General features: G+C 67.2%; 17 protein-coding genes. 11 read left to right on the top strand and 6 right to left on the bottom strand.

Translation table 11 applies throughout. The features are described from left to right. The first annotated feature begins 92 nt into the window (after nt 1-92). Complete coding sequence (gene tssH, locus SB771_RS02630) at nt 93-2,801, top strand: type VI secretion system ATPase TssH (RefSeq protein ID WP_175659653.1); 2,709 nt, start codon at nt 93-95, stop codon at nt 2,799-2,801. Next, the gene (tssE, locus tag SB771_RS02635) at nt 2,798-3,220 is read left to right on the top strand and encodes a type VI secretion system baseplate subunit TssE (protein WP_105786623.1); all 423 of its coding nucleotides are present in this window, start codon (nt 2,798-2,800) and stop codon (nt 3,218-3,220) included. Before tssH ends, tssE begins: the two co-directional genes overlap by 4 nt. 10 nt (nt 3,221-3,230) lie before the next feature. Here the strand turns inward: tssE and SB771_RS02640 are convergent, their stop codons facing one another. Next, nucleotides 3,231-4,016: an NAD(P)H-dependent oxidoreductase gene (locus SB771_RS02640; protein WP_175659654.1), complete on the bottom strand. Its 786-nt coding sequence runs from the start codon at nt 4,014-4,016 to the stop codon at nt 3,231-3,233. 86 nt (nt 4,017-4,102) lie between these two features. Between SB771_RS02640 and SB771_RS02645 the strand changes: the two genes are divergently transcribed. Together SB771_RS02645 and SB771_RS02650 are read left to right on the top strand one after the other, a co-directional pair. Continuing rightward, nucleotides 4,103-4,996 carry a LysR family transcriptional regulator gene (locus SB771_RS02645; RefSeq protein WP_175659655.1) on the top strand — a complete coding sequence of 298 codons (894 nt, stop codon included), beginning with the start codon at nt 4,103-4,105 and terminating at the stop codon, nt 4,994-4,996. 162 nt (nt 4,997-5,158) lie between these two features. Next, nucleotides 5,159-5,563 carry a DUF2471 family protein gene (locus SB771_RS02650; RefSeq protein WP_006750278.1) on the top strand — a complete coding sequence of 135 codons (405 nt, stop codon included), beginning with the start codon at nt 5,159-5,161 and terminating at the stop codon, nt 5,561-5,563. Nucleotides 5,564-5,742: 179 nt separating this feature from the next. On the opposite strand, the gene SB771_RS02655 is transcribed toward SB771_RS02650, so the two are convergent. After that, complete coding sequence (locus SB771_RS02655) at nt 5,743-7,776, bottom strand: NADPH-dependent 2,4-dienoyl-CoA reductase (protein WP_175659656.1); 2,034 nt, start codon at nt 7,774-7,776, stop codon at nt 5,743-5,745. Nucleotides 7,777-7,851: 75 nt separating this feature from the next. Between SB771_RS02655 and SB771_RS02660 the strand changes: the two genes are divergently transcribed. Then, on the top strand, nt 7,852-8,934 hold the full coding sequence (locus tag SB771_RS02660; RefSeq protein WP_175659657.1) for an AraC family transcriptional regulator: 1,083 nt from the start codon (nt 7,852-7,854) through the stop codon (nt 8,932-8,934). Between the two features lie 9 nt (nt 8,935-8,943). On the opposite strand, the gene SB771_RS02665 is transcribed toward SB771_RS02660, so the two are convergent. The 3 genes from SB771_RS02665 to SB771_RS02675 form a co-directional block, all read right to left on the bottom strand. Continuing rightward, nucleotides 8,944-9,393: an aconitase X swivel domain-containing protein gene (locus tag SB771_RS02665; RefSeq protein ID WP_175659658.1), complete on the bottom strand. Its 450-nt coding sequence runs from the start codon at nt 9,391-9,393 to the stop codon at nt 8,944-8,946. Further along, a complete protein-coding gene (locus SB771_RS02670; RefSeq protein WP_175659659.1) occupies nt 9,386-10,633 on the bottom strand; it encodes an aconitase X in 1,248 nt (415 codons plus the stop codon). The genes SB771_RS02665 and SB771_RS02670 overlap by 8 nt, the downstream gene beginning before the upstream one ends. A 67-nt stretch (nt 10,634-10,700) precedes the next feature. After that, nucleotides 10,701-11,129 carry a MarR family winged helix-turn-helix transcriptional regulator gene (locus tag SB771_RS02675; protein ID WP_041491606.1) on the bottom strand — a complete coding sequence of 143 codons (429 nt, stop codon included), beginning with the start codon at nt 11,127-11,129 and terminating at the stop codon, nt 10,701-10,703. Nucleotides 11,130-11,237: 108 nt separating this feature from the next. Between SB771_RS02675 and SB771_RS02680 the strand changes: the two genes are divergently transcribed. The 5 genes from SB771_RS02680 (at nt 11,238) to SB771_RS02700 (ending at nt 16,912) form a co-directional block, all read left to right on the top strand. After that, nucleotides 11,238-12,158 carry a LysR family transcriptional regulator gene (locus SB771_RS02680; RefSeq protein ID WP_175659660.1) on the top strand — a complete coding sequence of 307 codons (921 nt, stop codon included), beginning with the start codon at nt 11,238-11,240 and terminating at the stop codon, nt 12,156-12,158. Nucleotides 12,159-12,265: 107 nt separating this feature from the next. Continuing rightward, nucleotides 12,266-12,697 carry a MarR family winged helix-turn-helix transcriptional regulator gene (locus SB771_RS02685; RefSeq protein ID WP_175659661.1) on the top strand — a complete coding sequence of 144 codons (432 nt, stop codon included), beginning with the start codon at nt 12,266-12,268 and terminating at the stop codon, nt 12,695-12,697. Nucleotides 12,698-12,761: 64 nt separating this feature from the next. Continuing rightward, nucleotides 12,762-13,853, top strand: a complete 1,092-nt coding sequence (locus SB771_RS02690; RefSeq protein WP_410721760.1) for an HlyD family secretion protein — start codon at nt 12,762-12,764, stop codon at nt 13,851-13,853. Nucleotides 13,854-13,866: 13 nt separating this feature from the next. Beyond that, nucleotides 13,867-15,441, top strand: coding sequence for a DHA2 family efflux MFS transporter permease subunit (locus SB771_RS02695; protein WP_175659663.1), 1,575 nt, complete (start codon nt 13,867-13,869; stop codon nt 15,439-15,441). A 16-nt stretch (nt 15,442-15,457) separates the two neighbouring features. Beyond that, entirely contained in the window at nt 15,458-16,912 is a 1,455-nt protein-coding gene (locus SB771_RS02700; protein ID WP_175659664.1) for an efflux transporter outer membrane subunit, read from the top strand. A 64-nt stretch (nt 16,913-16,976) separates the two neighbouring features. Here SB771_RS02700 and SB771_RS02705 read toward each other — a convergent pair whose 3' ends face one another. After that, a complete protein-coding gene (locus SB771_RS02705) occupies nt 16,977-17,387 on the bottom strand; it encodes a TIGR02594 family protein (protein WP_006752595.1) in 411 nt (136 codons plus the stop codon). Nucleotides 17,388-17,713: 326 nt separating this feature from the next. On the opposite strand from SB771_RS02705, the gene SB771_RS02710 reads away from it, so the two are divergent. Further along, nucleotides 17,714-18,691, top strand: a complete 978-nt coding sequence (locus SB771_RS02710) for a hypothetical protein (RefSeq protein WP_175659665.1) — start codon at nt 17,714-17,716, stop codon at nt 18,689-18,691. Nucleotides 18,692-18,789 lie beyond the last annotated feature (98 nt).

Raw genomic sequence — 18,789 nt, forward strand, 5'->3', positions numbered from 1 at the left:
ACTGACCGCCTGGCGGAATCCGTCGCGCTTGCGCGGCGGGATTCCGCTCCTCAGGGGCGCCCGCCCTTCTCCCTTCCTGATCCGATACCGACATGACGCCGCCGCTCCGGGACGCTTCCCATCTCATTCGCCGCCTCAATCCTCACTGCACGCGTGCACTCGAAGCCGCGGCGAATCTGTGCCAGACCCGGCTCGCGGACGAAATCGCGGTCGAGCACTGGGTGCTGAAGCTGATCGAAGCCGACGACGGCGACATTCCCGCGCTGCTGCGCCACTACGACCTCGACATCGACGCCGTGTGGGATGCGATGATCGACGTGATCGAGCGCATGCCACGCACATTGCGCGGCATGCCGGCGCTGTCGCGGCAACTCGCCACGGTGCTGGAGGATGCGTGGGCGCATGCGACCGCCGACGATCCCGACGACTCGATTCGTTCGGGGCACCTGCTGCAAGCGATCGTCGACGCCCCTCATGTGCTGCGCACCCAGCGTGCGTGGCCGCTGCTGTCCGTCTCCAGCGCGCAGATTCGTCGCGTGCTGCCCCGGCTCGGGCGGCGCTCGTGCGAAAACGCGGTTGACGAACCCGTATCGGCAAGCGAAGCCGACTCGTCCGGCGATCTACCCGTAGCTGGAACACCGACGTCGGCGGCCGCGACGCAACGTGCCCCCACGCGCGCGATCGAGCACGACGCACTCGCGCGCTTCACCCTCGACATCACCGAAAAGGCGCGTCGCGGCGAGATCGACCCCGTCTTCGGACGCGACCGCGAAATCCGGCAGATGATCGATGTACTCGCGCGCCGCCGCAAGAACAATCCGATCCTGGTTGGCGAACCGGGCGTCGGCAAGACCGCGCTTGTCGAAGGGCTCGCCTTGCGCGTGATCGACGGCGGCGTGCCGGAAACGATCCGCGACACGCGCATCCTGACGCTCGATCTCGGCTTGCTGCAGGCCGGCGCCGGTGTAAAGGGCGAATTCGAGCAACGGCTGAAGAACGTGATCGACGAGGTGCGAGCTTCAACGACACCGATCCTGCTGTTCATCGACGAAGCGCACACGTTGATCGGTGCCGGTAATGCGGCAGGTGGCGCCGATGCCGCCAACCTGCTGAAGCCGGCGCTCGCACGCGGCGAGTTGCGCACGATCGCGGCCACCACGTGGGCCGAATACAAGCAATACTTCGAACGCGATGCGGCGCTCGAACGGCGCTTCCAGGTCGTCAAGGTCGACGAGCCGGACGACGAAGCCGCCTGCCTGATGCTGCGCGGGCTCGCGAGCCGCTATGCGGCCCATCACGAGGTGCACATCCGCGACGAGGCGATCGTCGCGGCCGTGCGCCTGTCGCGCCGCTACATTCCGGCGCGCCAGTTGCCGGACAAGGCCGTCGACTTGATCGATACGGCAGCAGCGCGCGTGCGGATGGCACTCGACGTATTGCCGGCGGAACTGCAACAGGTGCATGCCGCGCTGGCGGCGCTCGAGCTGGAACGCGCGGCGCTCGATGCGGACGCCCGCGCGGGCATCGCCAGCATCGCGGAACGCCGTGTCGCGATCGATACGGAGCACGACGCGATGCGCGACACCGCCGACACGCTGCTCGGTCAGTACGCACGGGAGCGCGAACTCGTCGATGCCGTGCGCACGCTTCGTGGTGCAGCCGAACCCGCGCCGGATCCTGCTGCCGTGATCAATGCAATCGACGCGCTGGCGAGCGCTCAGGGAAAGTCGCCGATGATCTCCCCCGACGTCGACGCGCAATCGATCGCGCGCGTGGTCGCCGAATGGACGGGCGTACCGGTCGGCAATCTCGTCGAGGACGAACTGCGGAGCCTGCTCGCGCTCGAGTCGACGCTCGCGACACGCGTGGTCGGACAGGACGATGCGATCGGTGCATTGGCGGAGAGCCTGCGCACCGCCAAGGCCGGCCTGAAAAGCGAGCACGCGCCGCTCGGCGTATTCCTGCTCACCGGGCCGTCCGGTGTCGGCAAGACCGAGACGGCGCTCGCGCTCGCCGACGCGCTGTTCGGCGGCACCGCGGCGCTGACGACGATCAATCTGTCGGAGTACCAGGAAGCGCACACGGTATCGCAACTCAAGGGTTCGCCACCCGGCTATGTCGGTTACGGACGCGGCGGCGTGCTGACCGAAGCCGTGCGCCAGCGTCCGTACAGCGTCGTGCTGCTGGACGAAGTGGAGAAGGCGCATCGCGACGTGCTCGATATTTTCTATCAGGTGTTCGATCGCGGCACGATGCGCGACGGCGAAGGGCGCGAGATCGATTTCCGCAACTGCGTGATCGTGATGACGTCCAATCTCGGCAGTGCGCAGATCGACGACGCGACGGCCGAGAACGCGTCGATCACGCAGGTCGCGTTGCGCGAAGCCATTCATCCGCAGCTGGTCGCGCATTTTCAGCCGGCGCTGCTCGCACGCTTCCAGACGCTCGTCTATCGGCCGCTCGATGCCGCGGCGCTTGCATCGATCGTGCGGATCAAACTGGACAAGATTGGAGACCGCCTGCATCGGCAACACGCCGTCACGCTCACATGCGACGACGATCTGATCGAATCGATCGCGCAGCACTGCGTGTCACGGGAATCCGGCGCACGCGGTGTCGATGCATTCCTGAACCAGCGTGTACTGCCCGTCGTGTCCCGTGAGCTGCTTGCCCGGATGGCAACGGGTGTCACGCCGCGACACATCGTGCTGTCGACCGGCGTTGAAGGTGCGTTGACGATCGATTTCGTCGACGCCCCGGCCACGACCGATAACCGCATCGAGCAACCGAACCACCGATGACCGCCGGCCCCTCCCTCTACGACATGCTGCTCGGCCAGATCGGCGGCGAGCCGATCGGCGCCTACGACGACCGAACGCTCGAATGCCTGAGCGTGCAGCAGAACGTGCGCCGCATTCTCAATACGCGGGCCGGCGCGCTCAAGCACCTGCCCGACTACGGGTTGCCCGACCTCACGAACATCTACAAGGCGCTACCCGCGTCGGCGCATCTGCTCAAGCAGCAGATGGAAGCCACGCTACTGAAGTACGAGCCGCGCATCCGTTCGATCGACGTCGGGATCGTCGACAACCGCGATCCCGGCATCCTGGTCAGCTTCGAAATGACCTGCCACCTGAAGAACACGGGACTCGTGCGCTTCGGCACCTACTTCGAACCGCCGGGCCGCCTGCGCATCGAGCGGCGCATCGACCGGCCGTGATCGCACACCGTCACTGCTCGTGCGCGAGGTGCGCGGCAAACCCCGCCTTCTCCGGCGCGATCCCGGCCTTCAGCGTCAGCGCCGGAATGTCGTAGTCCCCCGCATTCTGCCGCCGGAACGGAATCGGCCGTGCGGTCCACAGTTCGTCGAGACGCTTGCCGAGTGCCGCGCGGGTTTCCTCAAAGCGCGCGTCGTTCATCCGCCCCGTCCGGTAGATCACGAACGGCGGCAGCACGTCGAACCCCGGGTAATACAAAATCCCGTGCTGGATCGGAAACAGCACGTCGTCGATCGGCCCGTTGATGCCGCGCGCGCTGTAGTGCGACTCCCAACCGCCCGTCGTGACGATCACCATCGCTCGCTTGCCCGCCAGCGAGCCCTCGCCGTAACGGTCGCCCCAATGCTGGTCGGAATGCTCGCCAACGCCGTACGCGAAGCCGTACGCATACACACGCTCGACCCAGCCCTTCATGATCGCCGGCATCGAGAACCACCACAGCGGAAACTGCAGGATCACCGCGTCGGCCCACTTCAGCTTGTCCTGTTCGCGCGCGATGTCGTCGCGTTGCGTGCCCGTCTCGAACGCACGCTTCGAATCGAGCGCGGGATCGAAGCGCGCATCGGGCGCACGGTCGGTCACGTCATGCGCGTCGAACGCGGCCTTCCAGTTCATCGCGTACAGATCGGTCACCTGCACGGCGTGGCCGGCCGCTTCGAGATGCTCGACCGCGAAGTCGCGCAACGCGCCGTTCAGCGAACGCGGTTCGGGATGGGCATAGACGATCAGCACATTCATGTTCACTACTCCGTTGATTGAATGACTGCAGGATGCCGTCGCCAACGGTATATTGGAAATGAATTCCCGATATCCCAGGTATAGCTATGAACAATCTCAGACGACTGGACCTGAACCTGCTGGTCACGCTCGACGTGCTGCTCGCCGAGCACAACGTCACGCGCGCGGCTGAAAAACTGAACATGTCGCAGCCGTCGGTCAGCGTGCAGTTGCAGAAACTGCGCGATCTGTTCGGCGATCCGCTGCTGCTGCCGGGGCCGCGCGGGATGCGGCCGACCGCCCGCGCCGAAGCGCTGCGCGAGCCGTTGCGGGACGCGCTCGACGCGCTCGAGCGGGCAGTGCTGACGGCCACGCCGTTCGATCCGGCGACCGCGACGAACACGTGGCGCGTGGCCGCCACCGACTACGGCGAATCGACGATCGTGCTGCCCGCGCTGAACACGCTGCGCTCGGCCGCCCCCGCTACGCGGCTCGCCGTCGTCGAACTCGTGCCGCCGCGCATCGAGCAGGACGCGGAGCGCAACGGCATCGACCTGGCCTTCCATACGAGCGAAGGGTCGCCGGACGGCATGCGGCGCCTGCCGCTGTTCGTCGAGCGATACGTGCTCGTCGGTCGTGCCGGTCATCCGAAGCTGAAACGGCGCCCGACGCTCGCGCAGTTCAGCACGCTGGAACACGTGATCGTGTCGCCCGACGGCGGCGGCTTCTTCGGCGTGACGGACGACGCGCTCGCGAAAGCGGGCGCTGCGCGGCGTGTCGTGCTGTCGGTTCCGCATTTCCTGTTCGTGATGTCGGCCGTCGCAAGCACCGATCTCGTCGCGATGCTGCCCGAGCGGCTGGTCCGCAACATACCCGCATTACGCGTCGTGGAAGCGCCGGTCGAAGTGCCCGGCTACGAGATGTCGATGCTGTGGCACGAACGCGTGCATCGCGATCCCGCGCATCGATGGCTGCGGGAGACGATCGCCGCGTCGCTATGAATCGCTCGCGGCCGCACTCCCCCTCGTCCGAAACGGCACGCGGCACACGCATATTCATTCAGCACTTGAAAGCGCCTCGAACACTGTATATATTTACAGTGCTTTTGCACCATTTGACCCGAATTCCGTCACCCATGACGGACGGACTTTTGTGAGGCGACCATGTTCCAGTCATCCGCATTCGATCCCGAGCAACCCGGCTTCAACCCTGGCCACTTCGAGCGCGCCGCGCAGCGCGCGGTCGTCGATCTGCAGCGTGTCGTCGGCGGCCCTGCGCAGCGCGCGCTCGGCCTGCGACGCCGCACGCATCCGGCCGCCGTCCGCACGATGAGCTGGCAGGCGCTGCTGAACGTCGAGGAACTCGCGTTCTCGAACGCCGGTTTCCTGAGCCGCAACGATCCGACCGTCGTCGACGCGTTCATCCGCCTGCGCGACAGCCGGCTGGTCGCGGCGGACGTCGAGGAGCCGGTAGACTGGCGTCGCGACGACGACGACCTGCCGGCCGTCTACCTGATCGTCAAGGCGATGCTGGAAGCGGAAGAGGAGGAACGGGCCGAAGCGGCCTGACGCGCGCGGGCCGGTGGCGGATGGCCGTGTGCGGGGATCCCGTCGCGTGGTGACGCGGCACATCGATTCGACGTGCTCAACCGCCCTGTGGAATCACGGAGCGGAAAACCGCGAGCCGTCGCGCAGGCAGACCACCGCCGCGCGACGCACACCGCCCCGGCACCCGAAACGATTCCCCGTTACAGCCGCGCGGCAAGCCGCGAACCCTGATCGATCGCACGCTTCGCATCGAGTTCGGCCGCCAGCTCCGCGCCGCCGATCAGATGCACCGATCGTCCGGCTGCCTGCAGCGGCACCAGCAGCGCGCGCTGCGGTTCCTGCCCCGCGCACAGCACGATCGTGTCGGCTTCGATCAGTTCGTGATCGGTGCGCTGTTCACCGTACGACACGTGCAACCCGCGCGCATCGATCAGTTCGTAGTTCACGCCGCCGATCATCTTCACCTGCTTCATCTTCAGCGTCGCGCGGTGAATCCAGCCGGTCGTCTTGCCGAGCCCCTTGCCGAGCGGTGCGGCCTTGCGTTGCAGCAGCGTCACTTCGCGCGCGGGCGGCCCGACCTGCGCACGCGTCACGCCGCCGCGCGTCGCGGCCGGATCGGTCACGCCCCACTCCGCTTTCCACTCTTCCAGATCGAGCGTCGGCGACGCGCCGTCCTGCACCAGATACTCGGCGACATCGAAGCCGATGCCGCCCGCGCCGACCACCGCGACACGCCGGCCGACCGGCTGCCTGCCGGCGAGCACGTCGATATAGCTGAGCACGTTCGGCCCGTCCTGGCCGGGAATCTTCGGGTCGCGCGGCGCGACGCCGGTGGCGAGCACGATCTCGTCATAGCCGCCCGCGATCAGGTCGTTCGCGTCGACGCGGCGGTTCAGATGCAGGTTCACGCCGGTCAGCTCGACCTGCCGGCCGAAGTAACGCAGCGCTTCATCGAACTCTTCCTTGCCCGGGATCCGCTTCGCCATGTTGAACTGGCCGCCGATCTCCGCGGCCGCGTCGAACAGGTCGACGTGGTGACCGCGCTGCGCGAGCACGGTCGAGCATGCGAGCCCGGCCGGCCCTGCCCCGACGACCGCGATGCGCTTCGGCTGCTGCACCCGCGCGTAGACCAGCTCCGTCTCGTGGCAGGCGCGCGGGTTCAGCAGGCATGACGCGATCTTGTTCTTGAACGCGTGGTCGAGACACGCCTGGTTGCAGCCGATGCAGGTGTTGATCTCGTCGGCGCGGCCCTGCGCGGCCTTGACGACGAACTCGGCATCCGCGAGCAGCGGACGCGCCATCGACACCATGTCCGCGCAGCCGTCCGCGAGAATCTGCTCGGCCACTTCGGGCCGGTTGATCCGGTTGGTCGTCACGAGCGGGATGCCGACCTCGCCCTTCATCTTCCTGGTCACCCACGCGAACGCGCCGCGCGGCACCGACGTCGCGATCGTCGGCACGCGCGCCTCGTGCCAGCCGATCCCCGTGTTGATGATGGTCGCGCCCGCGCGCTCGACGGCCTTCGCAAGCTGCACGGTCTCGCGCCAGTCGCTGCCGTCCGGAATCAGGTCGAGCATCGACAGCCGGTAGATCAGGATGAAGTCGCGCCCGACCGCTTCGCGCGTGCGCTCGATGATCTCGATCGGCAGGCGGATGCGGTTTTCATACGAGCCGCCCCACTGGTCGCCGCGCTTGTTCGTATGCATCGAGATGAACTGGTTGATCAGGTAGCCCTCGGAGCCCATGATCTCGACGCCGTCGTAGCCGGCCTCGCGCGCGAGCTGCGCGCAGCGGACGAACGCACGGATCTGCCGCTCGACGCCGCGCGCGCTGAGTTCATGCGGCACGAACGGCGAGATCGGCGACTTGATCTTCGACGGCGCGACCGCGAACGGGTGGTAGCCGTAGCGGCCGGTATGCAGGATCTGCAGCGCGATCTTGCCGTCGTCCGCATGCACGGCGTCGGTGATCACGCGATGGCGCCGCGCGCCGGCGGACGTCATCAGCGTGCCGCCGAACGGCTTGGTCCAGCCGGCCACGTTCGGCGCGAAGCCGCCGGTCACGATCAGGCCGACGCCGCCGCGCGCCCGTTCGGCGAAATAGTCGGCGAGCCGCGGCAGCGTCTTGCGGCTGTCCTCGAGGCCCGTGTGCATCGAGCCCATCAGCACGCGATTCTTCAACGTGGTGAAGCCGAGGTCGAGCGGTGCGAGCAGGTGCGGAAAGGGGTTCGTCATGATGAGTCTGCCGATAAGCGATGGGTGTCATCGTAGGCGCGCGCCGCCTTGAACGTGAGGGGGCAAACAGCCATAATGCTTGTCATTTCCGGCCAAATCGACATGACCTCTCCGTCACGCAAGGATCACCTCGGGCTGCGCCGGCCGACGATTCCGGTCGCCTATCCGCGCCTGCTGCTGCAGGCGCTGGCCGCGCGCGGCGTCGATCTGGCCGCGGTGCGTGCCGGCACCGGGCTGCGCGACGCGGTGTTGGCCGAACCGGACGCGCGCGTCGCGCCATCTCAATGGGGCCGGCTCGTGCTGAACGCGATCGGGATCGGCGGCGATCCGGGCATCGGGCTCGCGTTCGGGCTGCTGCTGAAGCCGACCGTGCACGGCTTCCTCGGCTATGCGACCCTGACCGCGCGGGACATCCGCGACGCGCTGGTCGTCACGCAGCGCTACTTCCGGATGCGCAATCGCCAATATCGTCTGACCTACGCGGAGGACGAACACGGCGCGACCCTCGAACTGCACGGCGTGCAGGCGAGCCCCGTGCTGCAGCATCACGTGATGTTCGAGTTCGTGCTGACCGGGCTCGCGCAAAATATCTCGCAGTGGTCCGGGCGCGCATCGCCGCCGATCGCGCTGCGCTTCGTGTGGCCGGAGCCCGGCTATTTCGCGCGATATCGCGACCAGTTGCCGCCGGTCGAATTCGGCTGCGCGGCGAATGCGCTGTGGATCGCGCGCGACGTGCTCGACTGGCCGCTGCCGCTCGCCGACGAAGTCGCACACCGGCAGGCGCTCGTGCAGGTCGAGCGCGAGTATGCGCAGGTGCGGCAGGAGGAAGGCGATCTGGTCGAGCGCGTGCGCGCGGAACTGGCGCGCACGGCCGGCGACTATTCGAGCCCGGAGGCGCTCGCCGACGCGCTGCTCGTGTCAACGCGCACGTTGCGGCGCCGGCTCGAGGAAGCCGGGTCGAGCTACCGGCAACTGCTCGACGAAGCGCGGTTTCGCGATGCGAAGCAGTTGCTCGCGGCATCGGATCTCGACCTGAAGACGATCGCCGAGCGGCTGCAATTCACCGACCCGGCGAATTTCACGCGGGCGTTTCGACGGTGGGCCGGGCAGACGCCGAGTGCCTATCGGGACTCGGCCGGCGATCCGGCACGCGAGTAAGCCGGAAAGTCAGCCGCCGACGTCGATCCGCGCGCCGCCATCGCCTTCGTGTGCCTCGATCCGCACTTCGCCCGTCGCCGCGACAATCGCGTCATACACATCGTCCGTCACGCAGACCACCGGCACCGCGATCGCATAGAGTTCCGCCGCCACGATCGCGCCGATCGAGATGATCAGGTCGCGCTCCTTCAGCACGATCCCGACCGGCCCCGTGCCGTTGCGCACCGCTTCCGCGAGCACGCTGCTGCTCGAACTCGAACCCTTCGCGTGCGGCATCACCATGAGCCGGCCGGCCAGGCTCGCGCCGGCCTGCGGATGCCCGCGATCGACGATTCGCCCCGCGGCCGAGTCGTAGCCGCCCCAGAAGCTGAGCGGCTTGTCGAGCACGATCGTGTTCGCGCATGCGCTGCCCGGCACGAGCGTGTCGCCCGTCAGTTGCCTCATCGTTGCGTCAGTCATCGAATCGCACCTTTCCGTCGAACGCGGAGCGCACGCACTCGCGCATGCTGCCGTATGCGACCGTCACGCCGATGTTCGCGGGCGCATACGACGCCCACTTCCCCGAGTTGGTCATCACCAGGCCCGACAGCTGTTTCATCACCGGCGTGATGTACGTGCAGGTGTCGACGACGATCTGGACGCCGCGCGCATCGAATTTGCCGGCGAGCCCGAGCTCGCCCAGCTCCCACAGGATGAAGCGGCTCGTGTTCACGTAGAAATCGCACTTCGGCTTGCCGTCGAACTGATCGAGCAGCGCGTCGAGCATGCGGAATTCGGCCAGCGAAAAATGCGGCGTGCCGAGCGCGACCGCGACGAGCGCATCGCCGGCCGCGCCATGATTCAACGTGCGGCGGATCTCGTCGAGGTCGGCCATCGCGACATCGACCGTTCGCTGCGCCGCCTGCCCATGCAACGCGGCGTCGAGCGTCGGCGCCTCGGGCGTGACGCCCACCGCATGGAACAGCGCGACGGCCCCGCTCGATGCGGCGGCCGCGCCGAGCGCCTTGAGTTCGTCTTCGGTGGTGTCCGCGGGCAGCCCGACGATCGCGGGGACGATCGCGCCCGCGATCCTGCCGATCAGCAACCCGAGCGCCGCGAAATAGATGTCGCGCGACGGCCGGTTGCCGAAGTCCGGCGCGTTGAATACGATCCGCGCCGCGCGATTCGATTCGACGTGCAGGCCCGCATACGGCGCACGCCCGGTGATCGCGGCGGCCAGATCGAGAAAGTCGCCATAGCGGCTGGTACGCGCGCCGAGCACCGAATTCGCGAACACGATCGCATTGGATTCGGCCCACGCGATCTGCTCGCCCAGGCGCGGACGATTCTTCAGCTGATACGGCGCGCACGTGAAGCTCGATTCGCAGCCGAGCTGCAGATGCGCATCCATCAGCCGCCGGGCGTCGCGCTCGATCGTGCGGTCACCGTGATACAGCTCGGGATGGATCAGGTCGAGCGACCCGACGTTCAGGGTGGTCGGCACCGCGACTCGCGCGCCGGTGTCGACGAAATACTCGACGAAGTCGAGGCTCGTCTGGCCGTGGTAAAGGCAGCCGTCGATATGCGCGGACGTGATGTCGATCAGGTGCGGCGCCGACATGACCTCGGCCGTGCGCGTGACGATCCGCATCGCGCGCGCGGCGCCGTCGCCGAATGCGCCGCGCAGCATCGCGTCGTCGCGCTCGCTCAACTGCAGCATGGGGGGTGCTCCTCGTGTCTCGTCCGGCGGGTCCGGATCGCTTTTGTCATACTACCGCGCGTTGCGGCTATCGCTGCGCGGTCAGGCTGAACAGTTCGTCGCGCAGCGCCTTGGCGCGGTCGCGGCCGAACTGCGTGTCGAACTCGTCCTGCGCGGCCTGCCACGCGACTTTCGCCTGCGCATAGGTGCGCTCGCCGAGCTTCGTCAGGCTGAGCGCGTGCGCGCGGGCGTCATGCTCGGACGCGGCCGCGGCGACGAATCCGTCGCGCTGCAGCGGCTTGAGCGCGCGCAACAGCGTGGTGCGGTCCATCACCAGCGTATCGGCAAGCTCGCTCATCACGAGGCCCGGCCGGCGCGACAGGTTCGCCATGATCGAGAACTGCGCGGGCGTGACCCCGACCGGGGCCAGATGCCGCTCGTAGAGTTGCGTGACGAAGCGCGCCGCCTGGCGCAGCGCGAGGCAATTGCAGGCCTGGGCGATCTGGATATCGTTCATGATCGGCAATTTATATGTGCATATGCATAAAGTCAATGTACACTCCGCCGTAACATGGCCGGGCGGGCCGCTTTCACCGCGCGCCGCCATCGCCGCGAGGAGACGAACATGGACTACATCGACAAGCTGCGGATCTTCCGGTCGGTGGTGGAAATGCGCAGCTTCACGCGCGCCGCCGACATGCACGGCCTCGCGCGGCCGGTCGTGTCGCGGGCGGTCGCGGATCTCGAGGCGCGCTTCGGCAGCCGCCTGCTGCACCGGACCACGCGCCAGGTCTCGCTGACCGAAACCGCCGAGCGCATCTACGAGCGCTGCGCGGCCGTGCTCGACGAACTCGACTCGCTGGAAGCGCAGGCGCAATCGCACACGCGCGAACCCGAGGGGCTGCTGCGGCTCGTCGCGCACACGACGGCCGCGCTGAACCGGCTCGTACCGCTGATCGCCGGCTTCAAGGCCGCGCATCCGAAGGTGCGCCTCGACGTCACGCTGACCGAGCGCCCGGTCGACCTCGTCGGCGAAGGCTACGACATCGGCATCGTCGTCCCGTACATGCTGACGAGCGAGACGACCGTGGTGCGCCTCGTCGAACGCATTCCGGTGGTGATCGTCGCGACGCCCGCGTATCTGCGCACGCACCCGCGCCCCGAAACGCCGGCCGCGCTCGCCGAGCATGCGTTCGTGCCGCTGTCGCCGTCGCTGCGCCGGCCCGCGCTGTCGTTCCGCGTCGACGGCGACACGCTGACCGTGCCGTTGAGCTTCGACATCTCGTCGAACAGCCCCGTCTTCAACCGTGAAATGGTGATGCACGACTTCGGCATCGGCGTCGTGCCGAGAACGCTCGTCGAGGCCGAACTCGCGTCGGGCGCGCTCGTGCAGCTGCTCGAAGGCGCGGATCTGGTCGACGCGTTCGTGGAAATCAAGCTCGCTTACGCGAACCGCGCGCTGCTGCCCGCGAAGGTCAAGGCGTTCATCGACTACACGGCCGCGTACTGCGACCGCGAAGGCCGGATTGTTCCTGCCGCCGCCTGATCCGGCGCGAAAACGCGCCGTCCGGCCGCCGATTGGTACAGCCACGACACCAATCTGATCGCGCCCCGACCCTCGCTTCAGGCCGCCTCGCCCCCTAATATGTGCACATGCACACGACCACCCTCACCGATGACGATTGCTTCGCGATCCGGCAGGCCGCGCGGCGAATCTCGCAGTTCTACGAGCGCTATCTGTCGCGGGCGGGCGTCACGCCGTCGCAGTACAGCATTCTCGCGCTGCTGCGGGAGCGCCCGGGCCTGACGATGGCGACGCTGTCGGCGGTGCTGGTGATCGAGCGCACGGCGCTCCTGCGTGCGCTCAAGCCGCTGATCGGCGCGGCGCTCGTGACGGGCCGGATGGAGCCGCGTTGCCGCCGCCAGATGTTCGCGCTGACCGAGCACGGCGAAGCCAGGATTGCCGACGCGCATGTGCACTGGCTCGCCGCGCAACAAGCGTTCGAGCAGCGGTTCGGGTCGACCCAGGCGGCCCGCCTCAGAGACGAATTGTTTCGGATCACGCACAACCTGCCGGAGCGCTAGCCCCTTTCCCGATCGATGCGACGTCGTCGATCGTTTTGATAAGTGCATATACATAGGTGAATCGATGGAAACGACCCAAGCCGCTGCTTCCCGCGAAGCAGCCACAATCGACCCGCCCGCGAAGCAGCAGCGCCGCATGCCGTGGATGCGCATCGCGGTGGGCGCCGTGGTGGTCGTCGTGGCCGCGGCCGCGCTCGACTGGCTGTTCGTGCTGCGCTTCCAGGAAAGCACCGACGATGCGTATGTCGGCGGTGACGTCACCGTGCTCGCGCCGAAGGTGAACGGCTTCGTCGACAAGATCCTCGTGACCGACAACCAGCGCGTGAAGGCCGGCGACGTGCTCGTGCAGCTCGATGCGCGCGACTACGATGCGAAGCTCGCGCAGGCCGCCGCGGAAGTCGACAGCGCGCGCTCAGCAGTGACGGAACTCGAATCGAAGCAGCAGCTGCAATACGCGGTGATCGGCCAGCACGCGGCGGACCGCAATGCGTCGTCGGCCGAGCTCACGCGTGCGTCGTCCGACCGCGTGCGCTACCGCGAGCTCGTCAAATCCGATGCGGTGTCGAACCAGATCGTCGAGCGCGCGGATGCCGACTATTCGAAGGCGGATGCGGCCGTCGCCCGCAGCGACGCCGTGCTGCTCGCGTCGAAGCGACAGCTCGACGTGCTCGGCGCGCAGCTCGCCGATGCGCGGGCCCGCGTGAACACGGCGCTCGCCGCGCAACGCGTCGCGGCGCTCAACGTCGAGTACACGACGATCCGCTCGCCGGTCGACGGCTACGTCGGCAACCGTACGAGCCGCGTCGGGATGCTCGCGAATGTCGGCGTGCCGCTGCTGACGGTCGTGCCCGCGTCGGGGCTGTGGATCGACGCGAACTTCAAGGAAGACCAGCTGCGCAAGATGCGCGCGGGCGATCGCGTCGACGTCACGCTCGATGCGTCGAGCACGCGCCTGCACGGCCGTGTCGACAGCCTCGCGCCCGCGACCGGCGCGACCTTCAGCGTACTGCCGCCCGAGAACGCGACCGGCAACTTCACGAAGATCGTCCAGCGCGTGCCGGTGCGCGTGCATCTCGATCCGCAGCCGGGCCTCGAGCACGTGCTGCGCCCCGGCCTGTCCGCGGCCGTGACGGTGCACACCGACCACGCGAACTGACCCGGAGCCGACCATGACCACCGCGTTTTCCGGCGACCCCGCGTCGCAACCGACGAAGCAGCGCGTCTTCGCGTTCGCGCTGATGTGCGTCGGCTTCTTCATGGCGACGCTCGACATCCAGATCGTCGCGTCGTCGCTGCGCGACATCGGCGGCGGCCTGTCCGCCAGCCAGGACGAGCTGTCGTGGGTGCAGACGGCCTACCTGATCGCCGAGATCATCGTGATCCCGATGTCGGGCTGGCTGTCGAAGGTGATGTCGACGCGCTGGCTGTTCGTCGCGTCGGCGGTCGGCTTCACGATCACGAGCATGCTGTGCGGGCTCGCGTGGGACATCAACTCGATGATCCTGTTTCGCGGGCTGCAGGGCGCGCTCGGCGCCGCGATGATCCCGACCGTGTTCACGACCGCGTTCGTGCTGTTCCCGGGCAGGCAGCGGCTGATTGCGTCGACGACGATCGGCGCGCTCGCGTCGCTCGCGCCGGCGATCGGGCCGGTGATCGGCGGCTGGATCACCGATCAATGGTCGTGGCACTGGCTGTTCTACCTGAACCTGGTGCCGGGCATCGCCGTGGCCGTGCTGGTGCCGCGCTACGTGCATATCGACGAACCCGACCCGAGCCTGCTCAAGCGCGGCGACTATCTCGGCATCGCGCTGATGTCGGGCTTCCTCGGCTGCCTCGAATACGTGCTCGAGGAAGGCCCGCGCAAGAACTGGTTCAGCGACGACGCGATCGTGATCTGCGCGTGGATCTCCGGCATCTGCGGCTTCCTGTTCATCGTGCACGCGCTGACCGCGGACGATCCGGTCGTCGACCTGCGCGCGCTCGCCGTGCGCAACTTCGGGATCGGCAGCCTGCTGTCGTTCGTGACGGGCATCGGCATCTTCGTGACGGTGTTCCTCACGCCGCTGTTCCTGTCGCAGGTGCGCGCGTTCAGTTCGCTGCAGATCGGCATCGCGCTGCTGTCGGTCGGCGCGTTCCAGCTGCTCGCGCTCTGCGCGTATGCGTTCGCCGCGCGCTACTTCAGCATGCGCGCGCTGCTCGTGTTCGGGCTTATCTGCTTCGGCCTCGGCTGCTACCTGTACACGCCGATCACGCACGACTGGGGCTGGCGCGAACTGCTGCTGCCGCAGGCATTGCGCGGCATCGGCCAGCAGTTCAGCGTGCCGCCGATCGTGACGATGGCGCTGGGCTCGCTGCCTCAGTCGCGGCTGAAATCGGCGAGCGGCCTGTTCAACCTGATGCGCAATCTCGGTGGTGCGATCGGCATCGCGGTGAGCGCGACGATGCTCAACGACCGGCTGAACTTTCACTACCTGCGCCTGAACGAGCACGTGAGCGCCGGCGAGCCGCAGATCGCGTCGCTGCTCGATCGCCAGGCCGCGTACTGGACCTCGGTGGCAGGCAACACGCTCGATACCGCGCAGGCCGGCCTCGCGAACCTGCACCGCCTGATCTATCGCGAAGCGCTGACGCTCACCTACGCGGATGCGTACTACGCGCTGTCGCTGTGCTTCATCGTCGCGCTGATCGCCGTCGCGTTTTCCCGTCCCATTACCCTGACCGCGCCGCCGCCGGACGCGCACTGAAGCAGAGGTCATCGTTATGAAAAAGCTACTCGTCGCGCTGGCCGTCAGCGCGTTCGCCGCCGGCTGCGCGGTGCAGCCCGCGCAGCATCCCGCGCTGCACGATTCCGTTCAATCGCTCGCGCCCGCCGCGTGGGACATCGACGTGCCGCGCGCGGACATCGATGCCGCCGCGTGGTGGGCGCGCTTCCACGATCCCGTGCTCGACCGGCTGATCGCGACCGTGCTCGACGGCAATCTCGATCTGCAGGCCGCCACCGAGCGCGTGAAGCAGGCGCAGGCGCTGACCGTGCAGAAGCGCGCGGCGCTGCTGCCCGAACTCGACGCGACCGCGCGTGCATCCGACGCGCGCCAGAACACGCCGCCGCCGCTCGGCTACGTGCGGCAGGCCGGCATCGGGCTCGCGCTGAGTTGGTCGCCGGACGTGTTCGGCGGGGAACGGCTCGACCTGCTGGCCGCCCAGGCCGAGCTGGTCGGACAACAGCATGCGGAAGATGCGATGCGGCTCGCGCTCGCGGCCGATGCGGCGTCCGCGTACGTCGACCTGCGCTGGGCGCAGCAGGAACTGAAGATCCTGCAGGACAACGCGGCGATCCGCCGGCATGCGCTCGAGCTTACGCGCAAGCGCCAGGCGTTCGGGCTGTCGACGGAACTCGACGTCACGCGCGCGCAGAACCAGCTCGATGCGCTCGAAGCGCGGATTCCGCCGACGCAGGCGCAGATCGCGCATCAGCTCAACCTGATCGCCGTGTATTCGGGCCGCACGCCCGAATCGGTCGACCGGCTCGTGCTCGCGCAGGCCGGCGCGATTCCCGCGCCGCCCGCCGGGTCGCCCACCACGCTGCCGTCGCAGGCGCTGCTGCGACGGCCCGACGTGCTCACCGCTTACGCGCAGGTCGAACGGCGCGCGGCGCAGGTCGGTGTCGCGAAGGCCGAGCGGTATCCGAAGTTCTCGCTGAACCTGGCGGACGGGATTCTTGCCGCGTCGTACCTCGGGTTGCCGACGCTGACCGACAACCTGTTCAGCGCGGCGTTGAGCGCGACCAGCCCGATCTTCAACGCGGGGCGGATCACAGCCGACATCACGCAGAGCGAAAGCCGGATGCGCGAGTCGGAACTCGGTTTGCGGCAGACGATGCTGCAGGCGCTGCGGGAAGTCGAGGATGCACGCGCGAACCTCGTCAGCAGCGATGAAGCGGCACGGCGGCTCGACAGTGCGCTGTCGGCGTCGGACAAGGCGCTCGGCCTGGCGAATCAGCTCTACAAGGGCGGTGCGACGGATTTTCTGGATGTGCTGTCCGCGCAGGAGGTCTATCTGCGGGACTCGGATGCGCTCAATCAGGTGAGGCGCGAGCATGCGCTCGCCGCGGTCGCGTTGTATCGGTCGCTTGGCGGCGGGTGGAGCAGGAACGATGCGGCGGGCGGGACGAACACGCAAGCGGTGGCCGTTGCGGCCACGGTCGCGAAGGACTGACCGCGGCCACCCTGCAACGCCTCCGTCGCCCGTGCATGCAGGGAGTGCCGTGCCGGCGGCGCGCTCAGCCGGCGTCGGGCCACCGGTATCCGATCACCTCGCTCAGCGGATACGCGAGCTCGCGCACCTCGTCCAGCTGATTGCCGCCGAACAGATGCACGTGCTCGTCGTCATGACGCAGATAGAACCCGACGTGGCCTTTCCAGCTCGCAGGATCGTCGCGCGTCAGGATCGCGATGCAGCCGTACACCGGGCGCGTCAGCGGCCGCCCCCACTCGAGCCACGAACGCGCGAGCGCCGACCCCGTGCCGCGGATGCCGGCATGCGTCATGCACCAGTTGACGAACGACGAGCACCACGAAATCTTGTCGTCGTAGCCGACGAGATTCGTGTGGTTGTTGTATTCGACGATGCGCGGATTGATGCTGCCGGGCGGGAAACGGCGGATGCCCAGCTCGGCCAGCGCGACGGACATCCACGGCGGATGACCGGATTGCGGATTGCCTTCGGGATTCGATCGGATCACGACGGTCTCGAGTTCGGTGGTCGGATAGAGGGTTAATGTTCGCACGAATGGGGCGGTGTGAGCGCACCGCTTCGTGAGCAGCCCGGCGATATCCGACCACCATCGTCTACTCGATTTCCGACACAGGCGCGAACAATGGGCCGGATTTTTTCGCCTTTCGCATTCATGCGAATTCCGGATGCGGGATACGGGATTCGAGCCATTCCGCGAGATCGACTAACATCTGATCAATCGTCGATCTCCAGAACACCTCCTCCGGAAAAGAGCCACGCGCCATGACTACCCGCTCAGACGGCACCGTGTCGTCCGGCATCGCCGACACGTCGAACCCATCAAGACAGGGCACCGGCGCAAACCCGCGCGTCATTACGCTACCGGCGCATCTTCGGCAGATTCCATCGTGTGACGGGATTCCCGACCTGTTCAACACCTATCTGGTCAATATCGGCTTCCTGCTGTTTTTCGGCACGATGTTCGTCGGGCTGCTCACCGCGCCATTCGGCGATGCGTCTTTCGCGCGAGGCGGCTTCATTGGATTCGTTTTGTGGCTCGGCATATTGGGCTGCCTCGCGTGGGCGGTGGTCGTCGTCATTCGGGCCATGCGGAATACGGGCGGCTGGTTTCATGTCGATGCAACCGGCTTCCGATATGGGATCGGCAAGCGCTCGAATGCGGCGGCCCTGCAGCAGGAACGACACATCGAATGGCGCGAAGTCGTACCCAGCCAGGACCCGCGCTGCGATGTCGAATACGACACGGCATCCCGAGTGGCCATGAGGCCGGCGAGTTTCCAGTTCTGGCGACGCGGTGCCAAGCGCGAACCGGCGACGCGATTCACGCTGCGCACGAGTCTCGTGGATTACGACTCTGACAGTGCCATCCGCTGCGTTCGCTTCAAGAATCATCACGAACTGGTTGTCGCGCTGCTGTGCGGCCTCGCGCATCAGGGGCTGCGTTTCAATCCGAGGACGTTCATCGCCGCGGGGATCCACCCTGAAACCTGGCAGCCTCTCGCGAAAGCACGACGCCCAGCGATGATCGCTTTTTCGATCATCGTCGCGCTCGGGCTTCTGGCCTTCTGGGCATGGGGGCGCATGTCGCTGCCCTTTTCGCTGGCGATCCTGATCGTTTCCTTCGCGTATTACTGGGCCGAGGGCAGGTACGCTTTATCGCCGGATATCAAGCACTATCCGCGCGATCCGATCGTGTTCCGCATCGACGACGACGCTCCGGCTGACGACGCGAAATCGTAACGGACCGGGCGGCCGTGCACGAATCGCGTCGGTTTGCCCGCCGCCATTCCGAAGCCGCTCCGCATTGCACCGAAGCAGCCCCATCGAGCCCCCTTCTC

The organism is Burkholderia sp. SIMBA_051 (assembly GCF_046534915.1).
Classification (GTDB): Bacteria; Pseudomonadota; Gammaproteobacteria; order Burkholderiales; family Burkholderiaceae; genus Burkholderia; species Burkholderia ambifaria.

Coding starts and splice junctions, on each gene's coding strand:
- tssH (WP_175659653.1), top strand. CDS start 93: ATGACGCCGCCGCTCCGGGACGCTTCCCATCTCATTCGCCGCCTCAAT.
- tssE (WP_105786623.1), top strand. CDS start 2,798: ATGACCGCCGGCCCCTCCCTCTACGACATGCTGCTCGGCCAGATCGGC.
- SB771_RS02640 (WP_175659654.1), bottom strand. CDS start 4,016: ATGAATGTGCTGATCGTCTATGCCCATCCCGAACCGCGTTCGCTGAAC.
- SB771_RS02645 (WP_175659655.1), top strand. CDS start 4,103: ATGAACAATCTCAGACGACTGGACCTGAACCTGCTGGTCACGCTCGAC.
- SB771_RS02650 (WP_006750278.1), top strand. CDS start 5,159: ATGTTCCAGTCATCCGCATTCGATCCCGAGCAACCCGGCTTCAACCCT.
- SB771_RS02655 (WP_175659656.1), bottom strand. CDS start 7,776: ATGACGAACCCCTTTCCGCACCTGCTCGCACCGCTCGACCTCGGCTTC.
- SB771_RS02660 (WP_175659657.1), top strand. CDS start 7,852: ATGCTTGTCATTTCCGGCCAAATCGACATGACCTCTCCGTCACGCAAG.
- SB771_RS02665 (WP_175659658.1), bottom strand. CDS start 9,393: ATGACTGACGCAACGATGAGGCAACTGACGGGCGACACGCTCGTGCCG.
- SB771_RS02670 (WP_175659659.1), bottom strand. CDS start 10,633: ATGCTGCAGTTGAGCGAGCGCGACGACGCGATGCTGCGCGGCGCATTC.
- SB771_RS02675 (WP_041491606.1), bottom strand. CDS start 11,129: ATGAACGATATCCAGATCGCCCAGGCCTGCAATTGCCTCGCGCTGCGC.
- SB771_RS02680 (WP_175659660.1), top strand. CDS start 11,238: ATGGACTACATCGACAAGCTGCGGATCTTCCGGTCGGTGGTGGAAATG.
- SB771_RS02685 (WP_175659661.1), top strand. CDS start 12,266: ATGCACACGACCACCCTCACCGATGACGATTGCTTCGCGATCCGGCAG.
- SB771_RS02690 (WP_410721760.1), top strand. CDS start 12,762: ATGGAAACGACCCAAGCCGCTGCTTCCCGCGAAGCAGCCACAATCGAC.
- SB771_RS02695 (WP_175659663.1), top strand. CDS start 13,867: ATGACCACCGCGTTTTCCGGCGACCCCGCGTCGCAACCGACGAAGCAG.
- SB771_RS02700 (WP_175659664.1), top strand. CDS start 15,458: ATGAAAAAGCTACTCGTCGCGCTGGCCGTCAGCGCGTTCGCCGCCGGC.
- SB771_RS02705 (WP_006752595.1), bottom strand. CDS start 17,387: ATGTCCGTCGCGCTGGCCGAGCTGGGCATCCGCCGTTTCCCGCCCGGC.
- SB771_RS02710 (WP_175659665.1), top strand. CDS start 17,714: ATGACTACCCGCTCAGACGGCACCGTGTCGTCCGGCATCGCCGACACG.